Origin of the sequence: Pseudomonas sp. 58 R 3 (assembly GCF_900006605.1) — a bacterium.
In the GTDB taxonomy this organism is placed as follows: Bacteria; Pseudomonadota; Gammaproteobacteria; order Pseudomonadales; family Pseudomonadaceae; genus Aquipseudomonas; species Aquipseudomonas salomonii.
Genome location: NZ_CVTT01000081.1, coordinates 152,784 through 168,548 on the forward strand (window position 1 = coordinate 152,784; position 15,765 = coordinate 168,548).

General features: G+C 61.2%; 15 protein-coding genes. 7 read left to right on the top strand and 8 right to left on the bottom strand.

Going from position 1 to position 15,765, the window contains the following annotated elements; genetic code table 11:
- Nucleotides 1-29 precede the first annotated feature (29 nt).
- From BFP92_RS25935 to BFP92_RS25955, 5 genes are read right to left on the bottom strand one after another with little or no spacing between them, the layout of a single operon-like run.
- Complete coding sequence (locus tag BFP92_RS25935; protein WP_065931703.1) at nucleotides 30-1,247, bottom strand: phospholipase D-like domain-containing protein; 1,218 nt, start codon at nucleotides 1,245-1,247, stop codon at nucleotides 30-32.
- 55 nt (nucleotides 1,248-1,302) lie between these two features.
- Nucleotides 1,303-1,950 (bottom strand): MotA/TolQ/ExbB proton channel family protein, encoded by a 648-nt coding sequence (locus BFP92_RS25940; RefSeq protein ID WP_065931704.1) that lies wholly within the window; start codon nucleotides 1,948-1,950, stop codon nucleotides 1,303-1,305.
- A gap of 25 nt (nucleotides 1,951-1,975) precedes the next feature.
- On the bottom strand, nucleotides 1,976-4,261 hold the full coding sequence (locus BFP92_RS25945; RefSeq protein ID WP_065931705.1) for a TonB-dependent receptor: 2,286 nt from the start codon (nucleotides 4,259-4,261) through the stop codon (nucleotides 1,976-1,978).
- Between the two features lie 23 nt (nucleotides 4,262-4,284).
- On the bottom strand, nucleotides 4,285-5,013 hold the full coding sequence (locus BFP92_RS25950; protein ID WP_065931706.1) for an energy transducer TonB family protein: 729 nt from the start codon (nucleotides 5,011-5,013) through the stop codon (nucleotides 4,285-4,287).
- Nucleotides 5,014-5,015: 2 nt separating this feature from the next.
- Nucleotides 5,016-5,423, bottom strand: a complete 408-nt coding sequence (locus BFP92_RS25955) for an ExbD/TolR family protein (protein ID WP_056859640.1) — start codon at nucleotides 5,421-5,423, stop codon at nucleotides 5,016-5,018.
- Between the two features lie 190 nt (nucleotides 5,424-5,613).
- On the opposite strand from BFP92_RS25955, the gene BFP92_RS25960 reads away from it, so the two are divergent.
- Together BFP92_RS25960 and BFP92_RS25965 are read left to right on the top strand one after the other, a co-directional pair.
- The gene (locus BFP92_RS25960) at nucleotides 5,614-6,168 is read left to right on the top strand and encodes a GNAT family N-acetyltransferase (protein ID WP_065931757.1); all 555 of its coding nucleotides are present in this window, start codon (nucleotides 5,614-5,616) and stop codon (nucleotides 6,166-6,168) included.
- Nucleotides 6,165-7,739 carry an alkaline phosphatase D family protein gene (locus BFP92_RS25965; RefSeq protein ID WP_065931707.1) on the top strand — a complete coding sequence of 525 codons (1,575 nt, stop codon included), beginning with the start codon at nucleotides 6,165-6,167 and terminating at the stop codon, nucleotides 7,737-7,739. Before BFP92_RS25960 ends, BFP92_RS25965 begins: the two co-directional genes overlap by 4 nt.
- On the opposite strand, the gene BFP92_RS25970 is transcribed toward BFP92_RS25965, so the two are convergent.
- Complete coding sequence (locus BFP92_RS25970; protein WP_065931758.1) at nucleotides 7,736-8,362, bottom strand: alanyl-tRNA editing protein; 627 nt, start codon at nucleotides 8,360-8,362, stop codon at nucleotides 7,736-7,738. The genes BFP92_RS25965 and BFP92_RS25970 overlap by 4 nt on opposite strands.
- A gap of 89 nt (nucleotides 8,363-8,451) precedes the next feature.
- Between BFP92_RS25970 and BFP92_RS25975 the strand changes: the two genes are divergently transcribed.
- Nucleotides 8,452-9,384 carry a LysR family transcriptional regulator gene (locus tag BFP92_RS25975; protein WP_065931708.1) on the top strand — a complete coding sequence of 311 codons (933 nt, stop codon included), beginning with the start codon at nucleotides 8,452-8,454 and terminating at the stop codon, nucleotides 9,382-9,384.
- A gap of 57 nt (nucleotides 9,385-9,441) precedes the next feature.
- Here the strand turns inward: BFP92_RS25975 and BFP92_RS25980 are convergent, their stop codons facing one another.
- Both BFP92_RS25980 and BFP92_RS25985 read right to left on the bottom strand, forming a co-directional pair.
- On the bottom strand, nucleotides 9,442-9,849 hold the full coding sequence (locus tag BFP92_RS25980) for a PA2817 family protein (RefSeq protein WP_065931709.1): 408 nt from the start codon (nucleotides 9,847-9,849) through the stop codon (nucleotides 9,442-9,444).
- Between the two features lie 75 nt (nucleotides 9,850-9,924).
- Entirely contained in the window at nucleotides 9,925-12,372 is a 2,448-nt protein-coding gene (locus BFP92_RS25985) for an acyl-CoA dehydrogenase (RefSeq protein ID WP_065931710.1), read from the bottom strand.
- A 178-nt stretch (nucleotides 12,373-12,550) separates the two neighbouring features.
- Between BFP92_RS25985 and BFP92_RS25990 the strand changes: the two genes are divergently transcribed.
- The 4 genes from BFP92_RS25990 to BFP92_RS26005 all read left to right on the top strand — a co-directional run bounded on the left by BFP92_RS25990 (nucleotide 12,551) and on the right by BFP92_RS26005 (nucleotide 15,739).
- Nucleotides 12,551-13,222, top strand: coding sequence for a transglutaminase-like domain-containing protein (locus BFP92_RS25990; protein ID WP_065931711.1), 672 nt, complete (start codon nucleotides 12,551-12,553; stop codon nucleotides 13,220-13,222).
- Nucleotides 13,223-13,278: 56 nt separating this feature from the next.
- Nucleotides 13,279-13,896, top strand: coding sequence for a glutathione S-transferase family protein (locus BFP92_RS25995; RefSeq protein WP_065931712.1), 618 nt, complete (start codon nucleotides 13,279-13,281; stop codon nucleotides 13,894-13,896).
- A gap of 134 nt (nucleotides 13,897-14,030) precedes the next feature.
- Nucleotides 14,031-14,963 (top strand): ABC transporter ATP-binding protein, encoded by a 933-nt coding sequence (locus BFP92_RS26000; protein ID WP_056859647.1) that lies wholly within the window; start codon nucleotides 14,031-14,033, stop codon nucleotides 14,961-14,963.
- Nucleotides 14,960-15,739 (top strand): ABC transporter permease, encoded by a 780-nt coding sequence (locus BFP92_RS26005; protein ID WP_058420148.1) that lies wholly within the window; start codon nucleotides 14,960-14,962, stop codon nucleotides 15,737-15,739. The genes BFP92_RS26000 and BFP92_RS26005 overlap by 4 nt, the downstream gene beginning before the upstream one ends.
- The last annotated feature ends 26 nt before the right edge of the window (nucleotides 15,740-15,765 follow it).

Sequence of the window (15,765 nt, forward strand, 5' to 3'; positions counted from 1 at the left end):
ACAGGGGATTACAGTGAAGTAACGGGCGCTCAAGGCTTGTCCGGATGCGGCTCCGGATACGCTGCCATCACGTCCAAAGCCTTGGCATACGGCCCATCCCACAACTGCTCGTGCAGCTCGCCAATGCGCTTGGCCATCGCCGCGTCATGCATCACCACCTCCAAATTGCGCGAGTTATCCAGATACCCGCCCAGCCAATTGCTGGTGCCTACCCAGGCCACTTGCCCGTCGATCTCCAGGGTCTTGCTGTGGATCACCCGCGCATAGGGAATAAACCCTTGTTTGGCGGCAGGCAGGGTGACGATCTTGACCTCGACGTTGGGCAGCACGGCCAGGCTTTTGAGGTAGGGCAGTTCCAGCTTGTCGGTGTTCCAGTTGGACACCATCAGCTTGACCGACACCCCACGCGCAGCGGCAGCGCGCACGGCGTTGTCGATCACTGCGTAGTAGGGGCGGGTTTTGTCCGGCCCGTAGGACAGCGGTGCATAGTCGAGCAATTGCACGCGCACTTCTTTCTTGGCTTCGCTCAGCAGGCGCGGCAGTTCCAGTTGTGAGTCGCCCACGCCGGGCGGGTTGTAGCGTTGCGGGCTGGCCACCAGATAGTTACCGGTGCGCGCAGGTGCCTGGCCCGCAGCGGGCAGTGGCACCGGTTGCTTATCCGCCAAGGCGGCCTGGGCTTGCCAGTCCTGGTTGAAGATGGCCTGCACCTGGCTGACTACCGTGGCATCGCTGATGCGCAAGCCGGTCTCGTGGATATGCTCCAGCGAGCGCCAATCGAAATTCTGACTGCCGACAAACGCCTGCTTGCCGTCCACCACCATGTATTTGGCGTGGATGATCCCGCCGCTCAACTGCCCATAGGCCAGCACGCGAAAGGTCAGGTTGGGAATCGCCCGCAAGCGTTCCAGCGTAGAAGCCTGCGACAGCCGAATGCCTTTCTCCTCCAGCAGAAAGCGAATCTTCACACCCCGTTTGCCGGCAGCTTCCAGATGCTCGATCACCTTGTCCATCACCGAACCGGGATGGTCGGCGGCGTAGAACTGGCCGATATCAATGCTGCTTTTGGCGCCATCAAACAACTCGATCCACACCGGCCCCGGCTGGCGCAGGTCGGCAGTGCCCAGCGCGGTGTCCACCGGCACGGTGTGTACCAGTTCAAACCCTGGAATTGAAAAGTCCGCCTGGGCTAGCGGACTCAACAGAAGGCCGGTCAGGCCGGCGATACGCAACTTCATCGAGAGGGACATAAGCGTCTCATCGGGCAAAAAGAAAGGCGGGCGCATCACGCGCCCGCCCTGAAGGTCATGCCGTGCGGGTGTGCAACGGCGTCGGCACCAGGTGCGGCACTTCACCCTGAACACGGGCGCCAGTCGCCGCGCGGATCAGCAGGATTTTCAGCTGGTCGTTGATGCGCTCCAGGCTGTCCTGGAAAAAGTTGTGGAACACCACGCAGAACAGCGCAATGGCGATACCCAGGCCGGTGGCGAACAACGCCGTGCCGATACCACCGGAGATCTGGCCCGGGTCGGACACGCCGGCACTGGCCAGCGCCTTGAAGGTGTCGATGATGCCGAGGATGGTGCCCAGCAGGCCCAGCAATGGCGCGGCGGTGGTGATGGTCTCGATGATCCACAGGCTGCGCGACAGCGGCGCGCGGGTCTTGAGGTACTGGGTTTCGATTTCATCGTCCAGGTCCTTGCGCGAGCCGTTGGAGGCCTTCTGCGCCAGGATCGGCAGCACCATGTTCAGCGGCAGGCTGTCGCGGCGGATGAGGCTTTGCGGCAGGTCGCGCTCGCTGTGTACGTTGGCGCCCAGCACGTCGGTCAAGGCGCGGGCCTGGCGGCGCACGTAGGCGAAGTAGATGCCCCGTTCGATGGTGATGAAGATCGCGATCGCCATCGCGGCGTACATCACATAGAAGGTGATTTGGTGCAGCAGGTCCATGTCCATGAGTGTGTTCCTCTCAGGTAATTAATCAGAAATTCGCTTCCAGGGAAACCGTGACGGTACGGTCCAGGCCGACGATGTAAGCCGGGTCGCCATCGCGGAAACCGCTGTAGCTCGCCGCGTTGGTCTTGGTGGTGTACACGCCGTCCAGGTACTTCTTGTCAAACAGGTTGTCGACGTTCAGGCGCAGGGTGGCGTCCTTGACCACTTTTTTGTCCACGGGCAGGTAGATACCGGCGCCGAGGTTGAAAACGGTGCGTGCCGAGATGGCCTCGTCGTTGGTCAGGTCGCCGTAGAGCTTGCTGGTGAACTTGCCGCCGAAGGTGCCGTAGAAACGCCCGTCGTCGTAGCCGATGTTGGCTGCCAGCATGTTGGCCGGTACGTTGGCGAACTGCTTGCCGCTGGTGGGCAATACGATCGGTTTGCCGGCGCTGAAGACGGTCAGGTCATCCTGCTGCTTGGAGCTGGTGTAGGTGTAGGAGGTGTAGTAGTTGAAGTTGTGCGGCAGCTTGCCGCTCCACTCCAGTTCCAGGCCTTTGTTGATCACGGTGCCGGCGTTGATGTCGGCCGAATCGCCGTTGCTGTCCAGGGACGTGAGCTGGCGGTTCTTGAACTGCATGTAGAACAGGGTCGCGGCGAGGGTCATGTCTTCGCCGGTGTAGCGCCAACCCAATTCCTGGTTCCAGCTCAGTTCCGGCTTGGCGTCCAGGGAGCCCACGCCTTTGTCGTACAGCACGTAGTTCTGCGGGATACGCATGTTGCGCGAGAGGCTGTAGAACAACTGGTCACGCTCGTCGAGCTGGTATTTCAGACCGGCGTTGGGCAGCAGCTTGTTGTAGGTCTGGTTGGCCTTGCCCGGTTGCTCGGTGAGGCTGCCGTGGTTGGTGCCCTCACGCTCGACATTCATGTAGGCAAGGCCGGCGATCAGGGTCCAGTCCGAGTTGATGTACCAGGTGTCCTGGGCCCAGACTTTTTGCGCCGGGGTCACGGTGTAGCGGTCGCGACCCTGTACGGTGTTGCCGTTGGCGTCGACCACGGAGCTGGCGTCCGGCCAGGTGTCGCTGGGCTTGCCGCTGTTTTTGAGGGCAATGAACGGTTGGGTCTGGCTTTGGCGGGCGCGTTCGTACCAGTAGCCGAATTGCAGGCTGTGGTCGCCCAGGTCCCAGTTCAGTTTGGTGGTGATACCCGGGCGCCAGGTCTGGGTGCGCGAAGGGCGGTAGTAGATGCCCGTCGTCGCGGAGCCGTCGGCGTTGTATTGGGCCTGCGTCGGCAGGTTGCCAAGGTCGAATACGCCGCCTTTGTTGGAGCCGCTGTTGAGTGCATAGGCGGAGGAGCCCACGCCACTGCCGTTGCCGTAGTAGTAATACGGGATCACCGAGAGCGACAGATTATCGCTCAGCTTGTACTGGGTGTTGAGCACGGCGGTGAAGGTCTGGAACGGGTTTTGTGCCAGGTCGTAATAGCTGCTGATCTTGCCGTTGGAGCCCAGCGCCGGCTTGGCCGGGTAGGGGTCATACTTGCGGCCGAACTGCTGGAACTGCGCCTTGGTCAGTTGGCTGTAACTGTTGTTGTCCTGCTCGTGGTACTTGAGGATCAGGTTGGCGGTGTTGCCGTTGCCGGCGTCGAAAAAGCTGTTCCACTCCACCTTGTCCGCACGCACCGCGCCCGAGCCGCGCCACATCTGGCCCTCGGTGTGGGACGCCGACAGCCAGTTGGAGAGGCCGTTGACTTCACCGGTGTTCAGGCGCGCGAAGGTCTTGCGGGTGGCGTTGCTGCCCACCACTTGTTTGACGAACGCACCGGTTTCCTTGGTGGGGCGAATGGTCACGATACCGATGTTGCCGCCGCTGGAACCGATGTGCGGGCCGTCGGCTTCCGACGAGCCCTGGGTGACGAAGATCTGGTCGATGTTTTCCGGATCGCCCAATAAGTTGGAATACAGCGCGTAGTTGCCGGAGTCGTTGATCGGCATGCCATCCACCGACATACCGACCTGGTCGGAGTTCATGCCGCGCATGGTGAAGCGAAAGCCCGACAGACCGGTGTTGTCCTCACTGGAGATGTTCAGGCCCGGCGTGTACTTGAGCTTGTCGATGGCGTTGCCGGTGGCGGTTTGCTTGTCCAGCGCCTCCTTGGTAATGGTCGAGCGGCCCTTGGCGCTCTCTTCCTGGACCATATAACCGCCCCCCGCGGTCGCCTTGCCGCCTTGAACTCCGATGGTGCCGACGTCACTGTCGCTGGTAGCTGCCATGACCACTGCGTGGGTCATGCTCGTCGCGGCAACAAGTGCCAGATGAATACGTGTGAACCTCATCACTGTCGTCCTGGTGTCGGTGCTTATTGCACGCTGTAGTTGAAGGTGGCGGTGAAGCGTTGTTCGTTACGTCCACCGAAGGCTTGTTCGGGGAACGGCTTGACTTGCTTGATGCGGCGCAGGCTATTGGTGGCGGCCCGATTGAGCAGCATGCTCGGCGCCGGGGTCTGGATCCCGGCATCGAGGACACGGCCTTGTCGATCCACCATCAACCACACCACCACCTCGCCACTGGGGCGTTCGAGGGACGCCTGGCGCCCGGTGGGGTATTGCTTGTACGTGTCCAGCTCGTTGCGCAGCCCCTTGAGGTAACCGCCTTCCAGTGCCTGGCCATCCACTTTGGGTGGTGCCGGTGGCGCGGGCGGCGCAGGTGTCGGCGCGACAGCGGCCTGCACCGGCTTGGCCGCGACGGGTGCGACTGGCGCAGGCGTGGGCGTCGGTTTGGCGGCCACCACGGGCTTGGGTTTGGGCACCGGCTTGGGCTTGGGTTCAGGTTTTGGCAAGGGCTTGGGCGGTGGCGGGGCGGGTTCGGCCTCTTCGTCCTCGATCACCGGCGGTGGCGGCTCTTGCTCGACAACCGGCTCGGGCACCACTTCAGGCTCGGGCTCGACCAGGGCCAGCTCGACCGCCGACTCGTCGTATTGCGGCTGGATTTTCAACGGTTGCGACTGGATACCCAGTGCAATCAGCACCAGGGCGATCAGGGCCGGGACACTGCCCAGCAGCTGACGCGCACGAAACAGTACATACATGATCAAGACTTACGCGTGGCAATGGACACGGAGGTAAAGCCACCCAGGCGCAGGGTGTCCATGACTTCCACCAGGCGCGAAACCTCCACACCTTTGTCGCTGTTGACGATGATGGTCGACTTGGTATCAGGCTTTTCTGCGGCCTTCAGCGTCGGCACCAGAGCGTCGACCGTGAGGTCCTTGCCGTCGAGTTGCAGCTGGCCTTGCAGGCCCAGGGTCAGAATGAATTTATTCTGCGGCTTGAGTTGTTGCGAGCTGCTGGCGCTGGGCAACTGGGTCTTCATGCCGAGTGCCGGAATCACGTTCAAACTCACCAGTACGAAAAACACCAGGAGGAACATCATCACGTCGATCATGGGGATCAACTCGATGTGTGCCTTGCGTTTCTTGGGTTCATCCCAGGTTCTCATTCTGTTACCCCGTCGTTGAATTAGGGGCGACACGCTAACAACCAAAAATGACCGAATGGTTAACTTTAATTGACGTTTTAAAGGCTCTAGGACGGGTCTTTCAGAGTTTTTACCGGGCCCTTTCATGACGTAATGCAATTGACACGAAGGCAGTACATTCTTGGAAAATTTACCTGAAGAGCTGCCGCGTATGCCCACTACATTGCCTCAATTGTCGACCCCGCGACTCCTATTGCGGGCGCTGGAAATGGACCAGGCCGAGGTACTTTTCATGCTCGCCAACGGGCCGAAAATTGCTGACAACACGGCCAACATTCCGTCGCCTTATACCTTGGAAACTGCGCAGGGTTTTATTGCCGGGGCCGCCGACAAATATCGGACGGGCGAGTTGTTGAACCTGGGGATGCATGTGCGTGAAACCGGTGAGTTGGTTGGCATGGTCAGCCTGCGCCTTAACGCGCGTCATCACGCAGGGCATTTGGGCGGCTGGGTTGCGGCGCATGCGCGTAACCTGGGGTATGCCGCTGAGGCGGCGAGCGCGATGATGGGCTTTGGCTTCACCGAGCTTGGGCTGCAGCGGGTAGGCAGCCAATGCTTTGGCCGCAACCAGGAATCGGCGCGAGTCATGCAGAAAATCGGCCTGCGCTTTGAAGGCTGCCTGCGTCGGGCGTTTCTCAAAAATGGGGTGTACGAAGACCTGCTGGGCTTTGCCACCGTGCGTGAGGACTGGGAGCGCGCGTTGTGAGTGACGCAGTGGACCACGGCAGGCGGCGAGTCCTGACCGGGCTGGCGGTCGCTACCGCGTTTTCAATCCTCAGCCCGTTTGCGTGCAGTGCCGGGGTGGATTACCCGTTCACCCTCGGCGTGGCCTCGGGCGACCCGCTGCCGGATGGTTTTGTGATCTGGACGCGCCTGGCGCCGTTGTTCAATGCAGCCGATGGCAGCGGTGGGCTGAAGCGCGCGGTGCCGGTGCGCTGGCGGGTGGCCAGTGATGCGGCGATGACGCGCATCGTGAAGCAGGGCGAAGTCTTGGCGACTGAGCGGTTCGCCCATTCGGTGCATGTTGAAGTGGCCGGGCTTGCGGCGGGCCGACCGTATTGGTACCAGTTCGAAGGCCTCGGCGCGCAGAGCCCGGTGGGCCAGGCACGTACCACGCCACCCTGGCAGGCGATGGCCTCGGCTCGGCTGGGATTTGTTTCCTGCTCGCATTGGGAGCGTGGATACTTCAGTGCCTATCGTCATTTAGCTGCAGAGCAGCCCGACCTGGTGTTTTTCCTCGGCGATTATATTTACGACAGCTCTTACGCAGCCGACTCGGGAAAAGTCATTCGGTGCCATGGCAGCGGCAACGCCAAGAGCTTGAGCGACTACCGCAATCGCTACGCGCTGTACAAAACCGATCCGGACCTGCAAGCCCTGCACGCGGCCGCGCCCAGCGTGGCGACCTGGGATGACCACGAAGTGCAGAATGACTACGCCAACCGCTGGTCCCAGGACCCGAAGATTCCCGTAGCGCAATTTCTCCAGCAGCGGGCGGCGGCCTACCAGGCGTATTACGAGCACATGCCGCTGCGCGCCAGCAGCGTGCCGAAGGGGCCGGACATGCGTATTTACCGGCGCCTGGACTACCGCCGCCTGGCGCGTTTTCATGTGCTGGATGGGCGCCAGTATCGCTCCGAACAACCCTGCATCCAGGCCAACGGCAGCCATCAGGGGCATATCGCCGCCAACACTTGCAGCGACCTGCGCGACCTCGGTCGCACCATGCTCGGCTGGCAGCAGGAGGCCTGGCTGGACCAGGGCTTTGCCCAGTCGCAGGCGCAGTGGAATGTGATCGCCCAGGACTTGCTGGTGGCGCCCTTGATCCAGCGCGACCTGACCAGCCACAAGGTCGGCCATTGGACCGATGGCTGGGACGGCTACATGGCCAACCGTTCACGGATGCTGGCGTCCATCGAGCGTCACAAGCTCAGCAACCCGGTGTTCTGGGGCGGTGATATCCACTCGTTCTGGGCCACCGACCTGCATGCCGACGCCAACAACCCGGATTCGCCAGTGATCGCCACTGAGTTTGTCGGCAGTTCGGTGACCTCTGACGGGCCGCCCTTTGAGGCGTTCAGCAAGATCCTGCCGCTTAATCCGCATGTGAAGTTTTTCGACAGTCGCCAGCGTGGGTATGTGTCGGTAGAGCTTGCGGCTCAGAAGATGCTGACGAACTTTCGGGTGATAACTGACCCGCGCGATCCCAACGCCACGGTGTCGACCCTCAAGTCGTTTGTGGTGGAGCCGGGGCGGGCGGGGGCGATTGCGGTTTAGTCGAGGCTGTAGCGCACCGACAGCGCGCCTTTTTTCTCCGACAGGGCCAGGATGGTCACCTGGCCCAGTTCGCTCAACGCTTGCACATGGGTGCCGCCGCAGGCGTAGGCGGGCAGTTCGCCGAAACCCACTTCGCGGGCGCCGTCTTCCAGGGTCATATGGCGCGGGTAGTCGCCGGCGATCCATTGGTTGACCTGTTGCTGGATCGCCTCGGCGTCGATGGCCTGGGCCATTTCGCCACGGATAAAGGTGATTTTGCACTCGCCCGGCCAATGGTGGGCTTTGATCGGCATCCAACCGAAGCTTTCCCCCGCATTGCCGATCAGGTGCCCGGCCGAATGCAGGCGCGTGTACAGGGCGCGGCGTTGTGCGTCGACCCGTGCCGTAATCGGACCAGGCTCCAGAGGCTGGTCAACATAATGCACCACTCGGTCGGCTTCCTGGGTGACGCGCAGCACCTGGCTGTCGCCCAGCCAACCGGTATCAAAGGGTTGCCCGCCGCCTTGGGGATGGAAAATAGTCGACTGCAAGGTAACGGCAAACAGGCCTTCGTGCGGCGTGCAGCTCAGCACTTCAAGCTCGGCAGTCAGGTGGTCGTGGGTAAAAAACAGGCGCTCGGTCATCATTTACATCCGCATCAGGGTTCTACGGGCAGTATAAATAGTGCGTGGATGGGTGATAATCCGTTCAATTATCAATGGACCTGTGCGTCATGAGCATCAATCTTCCTTTGCCGCTGCTGGGTGAAATGGCGATGTTCGTCAAAGTCGTGGAGACCGGCAGTTTCTCCGAAGCGGCGCGCCAATTGAGCGTTTCACCCTCGGCGGTGAGCCGCAGTATCTCGCGCCTCGAACAGGCGCTGGCCACACGCTTGCTGCAACGCACCACGCGTAAATTGCGCTTGAGCGAGGGCGGTGAAGAAGTGTTCAAGCGTTGCCAGGAGATGGTCAATGCGGCGCGTTCGGTGATGGAAATCAGTGGCCAGTTCACCCATGAAGCCGAAGGCCTGGTACGGGTCAGCGTGCCCAAGGCGGTGGGCCGGTTTGTGGTGCACCCGCATATGCCGGAGTTCTTGCGGCGCTACCCCAAGGTGGATGTGCAGTTGATTCTGGAAGACCGGCATGTGGACTTGATCGACGACAATGTCGACCTCAGCATCCGCATCACCGACAGCCCGCCGCCGGGCTTGGTCGGCCGCCAACTGTTGCCCATCGAGCATTTGCTGTGTGCCACGCCGCAGTACCTGGCCGCGCAGGGTACGCCTGAACATCCCCATGATTTGCTAAAACACAGCTGCATTTACCTGGGGGAAACGCCGGGGGATTCACGCTGGAAGTTTCGTCAGGGCGCCAAGGCGGTGACCGTGGGCGTGCGCGGGCGCTACGCCGCGAACCACACCGGCGTGCGCCTGGATGCGGTGTTGCAGCATGTGGGGATCGGCAGCTTGCCTTACTTCACGGCGCGCCACGCCCTGGAGGCGGGGAACCTGGTGCAGGTGTTGCCCGAGTGGGATTTTATTGCGTCCTACCATGGCGAGGCGTGGTTGCTGCATTCGCCCACGCGGTATCTGCCACCGAAGTTGCGAGTGTTTATTGATTATCTGGTGGAGTGTATGGCGAAGGAGCCGACATTGCGCCGAAGGTAGGAGTGCGGTCCAACTGTGGGCGCTGGCTCCCACACAAGCCAGCTCCCACATTTAAAATCAGTGCTTGCTCTGATCCTGCGGCATGGCCAGCAGTTGTTTTTCCTGGTTCCAGTCGAACGGCTCGTCGTTCTGTTCGGCTTCGTAGCGACGTTCTTCCAGGGACTGATACAGGTCCAGTTCTTCATCGGGCATGAAGTGCAGGCAGTCACCGCCGAAGAACCACAGCAGGTCGCGGGGCACCAGGTGGGCGATCTGCGGGTAACGCAGGATCACCTGGCTCATCAGGTCCTGGCCCAGGTACTGGCTTTCGATCGGGTCGATCGGCAGCAGGGCGCGCAATTCGTCGAAGCGCTCCAGGAACAGGGTATGGCTTTCCTCGGGCACCTGTTCGGCTTCGCCGACGGCAACCAGGATGCTGCGCAAGTGGTCGAGCAAGACGAGATGATCGGCAACGACGTTGGACACGAGATAAGTCCTCTAAAGCAAAAACGGGCGCGAGAGTATATAGCTCACGCGCCCGTTTTTATATGACCGCCTGACTCAGCGGATTTTACCCTCAGCCTGGGTCAGCTCTTCCTTGCTGAAATCATCCACATCGATCACCTTGCGGCGCGCGGCTTCGGCATCGCGCAGGGTTTGCGCTTCTGCCGGTTGCAATACGCCCGCGTGCAGCGCCGCGTCGATGGCATGCTCGCCGGCGGCCGTTTTGACCTGGCCGCTCTTGAGCGCGGTGTGGAGTTTTTTCTGCAAGGGGTGGCTGGCACTCAGCAGGTCGTAGGCATGTTGCAGGGCGCCCACCGGGTCTTCTGCCGATTGCGGGCGATAGCAACCCGCCAGCAATTCTTCCAGGGTCGGGTCGCCTTTGGCACGGCCGATCACCGCAGCCACCTCGGCGTCCAGCGCATCGGACGGCCCGGTGTGGCGACGGCCGAACGGGAACACGATCACCCGCAGCAGGCAACCGAGGACCTTGTTCGGGAAGTTGCTCAGCAGTTCATCCAGGGCACGTTCCGATTCGCCGAGGCTTTCTTCCATGGCCCAGGCAAACAGCGGCTCCAGGTGATCCGGCGAGTCCAGGTCGTGATAACGCTTGAGTGCCGCCGAGGCCAGATACATATGGCTCAGCACATCACCCAGGCGCGCCGACAGGCGTTCGCGGCGTTTCAGCTCGCCGCCCAGCAGCATCATGCTCAAGTCAGCGAGCAGGGCGAATGCGGCGGCCTGGCGGTTCAATGCACGGAAATAACCCTGGCTCAAACGGTTGCCCGGGGCTTTCTCGAAGTGCCCGATGCCGAGGTTCAGCACCAAGGTGCTGGCAGCGTTACTGACGGCGAAGCCGATATGTTGCATCAGCAGGCCATCAAATTCCTTGAGCGCCTGGTCATGGTCTTCACGACCGGCCAGGGCCATTTCCTTAAGCACGAACGGGTGGCAGCGGATCGCGCCCTGGCCAAAGATCATCAGGTTGCGCGACAGGATATTCGCGCCTTCCACCGTAATGAAGATCGGCGCGCCTTGCCAGTTGCGGCCCAGGTAATTGTTGGGGCCCATGATGATGCCTTTGCCGCCATGCACATCCATGGCGTGGCTGATGCACTCGCGGCCGCGCTCGGTGAGGTGGTACTTGAGGATCGCCGACAACACCGAGGGTTTTTCGCCCAAGTCGACGGCATTGGCGGTGAGCATGCGTGCGCTGTCCATCAGCCAGGCGTTGCCGCCGATGCGCGCCAGGGCTTCCTGGATACCTTCAAAGGCCGACAGCGGCACGTTGAACTGCTCACGGACTTGAGCGTATTGGCCGGTGACCAAACTGGTGAACTTGGCCGCGCCGGTGCCGACCGCAGGCAGGGAGATCGAACGGCCGACCGACAGGCAGTTCATCAGCATCATCCAGCCCTTGCCGAGCATTTCCTGGCCACCGATAAGGAATTCCAGAGGGATGAACACGTCCTTGCCGGAGTTGGGGCCGTTCATGAACGCGGCGCCCAGCGGCAGGTGGCGACGGCCGATTTCGACGCCGGGGGTGTCGGTGGGGATCAGCGCCAGGCTGATGCCCAGGTCTTCTTCTTCGCCCAGCAAATGGTCCGGGTCATGGGCCTTGAAGGCCAGGCCGAGCAGGGTCGCGACCGGGCCGAGGGTGATGTAGCGTTTTTCCCAGTTCAGGCGCAGGCCAAGGGTTTCCTTGCCTTCCCATTCACCTTTGCAGATCACGCCGGTGTCGGGCATGGCGCCGGCGTCGGAGCCGGCCAGCGGGCCGGTGAGGGCGAAGCAGGGGATGTCGTCGCCACGGGCCAGGCGCGGCAGGTAGTGGTTGCGTTGTTCGTCGGTGCCGTAATGCAGCAGCAACTCGGCCGGGCCGAGGGAGTTGGGGACCATCACGGTGGAGGCGAGGTCGCCGCTGCGGGTGGCGAGTTTCATCGCGACCTGGGAGTGGGCATACGCCGAGAACCCCTTGCCGCCATACTCCTTGGGGATGATCAGGGCGAAGAAACCGTGGGTCTTGATGTGCTCCCAGGCAGCGGGCGGCAAATCCATGGCCTGGCCGATTTCCCAGTCGCTGACCATCGCGCAGAGCTCTTCGGCAGGGCCGTCGATAAACGCTTGTTCTTCTTCGGTCAGTTGCACCTTGGGGTAGGCCAGCAACTTGTCCCAGTCGGGGCGACCGCTGAACAGTTCGCCGTCCCACCACACGGTGCCGGCGTCGATGGCGTCGCGCTCGGTCTCGGACATCGGCGGCAGGACTTTCTGGAACCAGCTGAACAGCGGCTTGGTGAAGTATTGGCGGCGCAGGTCGGGCAGCAACAGGGGCACGGCCACGGCGGCGATCAGCACCCAGAGGATGACCAGCAGCCAACCCGGTGCATGGCTCCAGGCCCCCATCGCCAGCAGGTAGACGGCAACCACGCCCAGCGCAGGCAGGGGCGCGGTGCGGCGGTGTGCCAGGTAGGCAATGCCGACCACCAGAACCAGTATCCACAACAACAGCATATTCAATCCTCCGTGAAACCAAGGGCGAAACCACCATGGAGCTTAGTCGGCATCCGAAAAAGCGCGGTAGCGAGGGTGTAACGAGTTGTGCTGGCGCACGCCGACATTTGGCCGAATCGTCGTTATCTCCACGGCAGACCTGTCGTTAGACTCAAGGCTTCCCTTGGAGATAAAGCTCATGGATACGTACCTGAGTCCCAGCCGCTTCATCGATAGTGACCACCTTGCGGTGGTGGAGTTCGCCGAAAAACATCGCGGAACCCGCCCGGATTTAAGTGACCAGGCGGTCAGTCTTTACTACGCCGTGCGTGAGGCGATTCGCTACAACCCGTACACCTTCAGCCGTGACCCGAACACCCTCAGTGCCAGCTTTGCCCTGGCCACCGGCGAGAGCTACTGCGTGCCCAAGGCCACCTTATTGGCCGCCTGCGCTCGCCATTGCGGGATCCCGGCGCGCATCGGCCTGGCGGATGTGCGCAATCATTTGTCGACACCGCGCCTGCTCGCGCTGCTTAAAAGTGATGTGTTCGCCATGCATGGCTATACCGAGTTGTACCTGCACGGTCGCTGGGTCAAGGCCACGCCGGCGTTCAACAGCCAACTGTGCGAGTTGTTCGACGTGCCGCCGCTGGCGTTCGATGGGGTTAACGACAGCGTGTTCCACGCCTTCAACCGCCAGGGGCGGCGCTCGATGGAATACGTGCTGGACCACGGCCAGTTCAGCGATGTGCCCGAAGCGTTTTTCTTCGCGCATATTCAGCAGTGTTACCCGCACCTGTTTGTCGGCGACATGCCGATCTCGCTGAAGGACATGCACAGCGACATGCAGAGCGATTTAAGCCGCGCGTGAACCGGCGTATGCTGCTGCGTTCATCAAGCCATGTTCATCAACGATAAGGCGCGGTCATGCTGAAAATCTGGGGTCGTAAAAATTCATCAAACGTCAGGAAGGCACTGTGGTGCGCCGAGGAGCTCGGCCTGGACTATGAGGCAATTGATGCGGGCGGAGCTTTTGGTGTGGTCGACACCCCGCAATACCGGGCCTTGAACCCCAATGGCCGGGTGCCGATGATCGAAGACGGCGACTTTGTGTTGTGGGAATCCAACACCATCGTGCGTTACCTGTGCGCCAAGAGCGCGTCGGATTTTTACCCTGATGATCTGCAAGCCCGGGCCAGCGCCGAGAAGTGGATGGACTGGACCACGTCCACCCTCGCCGATCCGTTCAAGGCGGTGTTTTGGGGCATCCTGCGCACCCCGGCAGAAAAACAGAACTGGGACAGCATCAACGCCGGGCGCCAAGCCTGCATCGATGCGCTTAACACCGTCGACCAGGCACTCGCCGAGCAACCCTACCTGTCCGGCGAGCATTTCGGCATGGGCGACATCCCCTTGGGTTGCTTTGCCTACGCCTGGTTCGAGATGCCCATCGAGCGCCCGGCAATGCCCCATCTAGAGGCCTGGTACCAGCGCCTTAAAGACCGCCCGGCCTACCGCAAGGCCGTGATGACCGCGTTGACTTAATACTGACTATTAATACAGGTGACTGTACTTGTGCGGCGCGGGCAAGCACCATGCTTGTCATGCGCCGCCGTTGAACTACGTGCGCTGCGCGCTTATCTACTCTTTCTATTCCCTTCTCTGGTGCGTAATCCGATATGAGTTCCGCTCTGTCCATCCGGCAGCTAACCAAAACCTACGGCAACGGTTTCCAGGCCCTGAGTGGTATCGATCTGGACGTTGCCGAAGGTGACTTCTTCGCCTTGCTCGGTCCCAACGGTGCCGGCAAATCCACCACCATCGGCATCCTCTCCACCCTGGTCAACAAAACCAGCGGCTCGGTGAATATCTTTGGCCATGACCTGGACAAATCCCCTGCGGCGCTCAAGCGCTCCATCGGCGTGGTGCCCCAGGAATTCAACTTCAACCAGTTTGAAAAGACCTTCGACATCGTCGTGACCCAGGCGGGCTACTACGGCATCCCGGCGAAAATCGCCAAGGAGCGTGCCGAGCAGTACCTGACTCAGTTGGGCCTGTGGGACAAGCGTGACGTGCCGTCGCGTTCGTTGTCGGGCGGCATGAAGCGCCGCCTGATGATCGCCCGCGCGCTGGTGCATGAACCGCGTCTGCTGATCCTCGATGAGCCAACGGCCGGTGTGGACATCGAGCTGCGCCGTTCGATGTGGACCTTCCTCACCGAGCTGAACGAGAAGGGCATCACCATCATCCTCACCACCCATTACCTGGAAGAGGCTGAGCAGCTGTGCCGCAACATCGGCATCATCGACCACGGCACCATTGTCGAGAACACCAGCATGCGCAACCTGCTGGGCCAGCTGCATGTGGAAACTTTCCTGCTGGACCTGAAAAACAACCTGTCGGTGGCGCCGCAACTGCTCGGCTACCCAAGCCGTCTGGTCGATGGCCACACCCTGGAAGTGCAGGTGGACAAGGCCATGGGCATCACCGCGTTGTTCACCCAGCTGGCGGCCCAGAGCATCGAAGTGCTGAGCCTGCGTAACAAAACCAATCGCCTTGAGGAGTTGTTCGTGTCCCTGGTGGAGAAAAATCTGGCGAAGGTGGCGGTATGAGTTCCGAACTGCAACCCAACCTCGTCGCGCTGCAGACCATTGTTTACCGCGAAGTGAAGCGCTTTACCCGGATCTGGCCGCAGACCCTGCTGCCGCCGGCGATCACCATGGTTTTGTACTTCGTGATCTTCGGTAACCTGATCGGCCGCCAAATTGGCGACATGGGTGGCTTCACCTACATGGAGTACATTGTGCCGGGCCTGATCATGATGTCGGTGATTACCAACTCCTACGGCAACGTGGTCTCGAGCTTTTTCGGCAGCAAGTTCCAGCGCTCCATCGAAGAACTGATGGTCTCGCCGGTGTCGCCGCACACCATCCTGATCGGCTACACCCTGGGCGGCGTGCTGCGCGGCTTGATGGTGGGTGTGATCGTGACCTTGCTGTCGCTGTTCTTCACCCACCTGCAGGTGCATCACCTGGGGGTCACCATTCTGGTGGTGGTACTGACGGCGACGATCTTCTCGTTGCTGGGGTTTATAAACGCCGTATTTGCACGCAACTTCGATGATATTTCGATCATCCCGACGTTCGTGCTGACGCCGCTGACTTACCTGGGCGGGGTGTTCTACTCCATCACCTTGCTGCCGCCGTTCTGGCAGACCGTGTCGCTGGCCAACCCGGTGTTGCACATGGTTAACGCCTTCCGCTACGGCATTCTGGGCGTGTCGGATATCAAAATCAGCGTGGCGATCACCTTCATGCTGGTGGCGACCGTGGTGCTGTATGTGGGATGCGCGCGGTTGCTGGTGAGTGGGCGCGGGATGCGTACCTAAGCAGCAGTCATACGCGGTCAAAATGT